This is a genomic window from Pantoea sp. Tr-811 (assembly GCF_011752535.1).
Taxonomy (GTDB): Bacteria; Pseudomonadota; Gammaproteobacteria; order Pseudomonadales; family Pseudomonadaceae; genus Aquipseudomonas.
The window spans coordinates 1-561 of the sequence record NZ_VWXJ01000064.1 but is presented as its reverse complement, the minus strand read 5'-3'; the positions used below and the strand labels follow the sequence as shown (position 1 = coordinate 561).

Here is a 561-nt window from a genome sequence, read left to right as displayed (position 1 = left end):
CCCAAGCAATCTGGTTATACTGTGAAGACGACATTCGCCGAAAATTCGCATTTCGCTCAATTAAGAGCAGAACTCACAAATTTTACCTTAGCCTGATTTCCAGCAGTGAAACTGGTCATCAGTCTATATCTATCACATATCCGAATTTTTAAAGAACGATCTGACAAAAGTCAGAAATCAACATTCGATCTGAATGTTCATTTCTAAGTTCTGACACGTTACTGCGTACCGCGAAAGTGGTGGAGCCAAGCGGGATCGAACCGCTGACCTCCTGCGTGCAAGGCAGGCGCTCTCCCAGCTGAGCTATGGCCCCGTATTCTACGGCTGAACCATGTAATGGTAGGTCTGGGCAGATTTGAACTGCCGACCTCACCCTTATCAGGGGTGCGCTCTAACCAACTGAGCTACAGACCTATAACAGGGTCGCGTTACAGCATCGTCTTTTCACAATGAATCAAGCAATTCGTGTGGGAGCTCATCAGTAGGCTGATGTCGTCGATTAAGGAGGTGATCCAGCCGCAGGTTCCCCTACGGCTACCTTGTTACGACTTCACCCCAGTC

2 tRNA genes and 1 rRNA gene are annotated in these 561 nt (G+C 48.3%); all 3 read right to left on the bottom strand.

From position 1 onward, the window contains the following. Positions 1 to 237 precede the first annotated feature (237 nt). Positions 238 to 313, bottom strand: a tRNA-Ala gene (locus tag F3J44_RS29445). Positions 314 to 337: 24 nt separating this feature from the next. Further along, positions 338 to 414: transfer RNA gene (locus F3J44_RS29440), tRNA-Ile, on the bottom strand. Positions 415 to 500: 86 nt separating this feature from the next. Further along, a 16S ribosomal RNA gene (locus F3J44_RS29435) occupies positions 501 to 561 on the bottom strand; the annotation flags it as partial.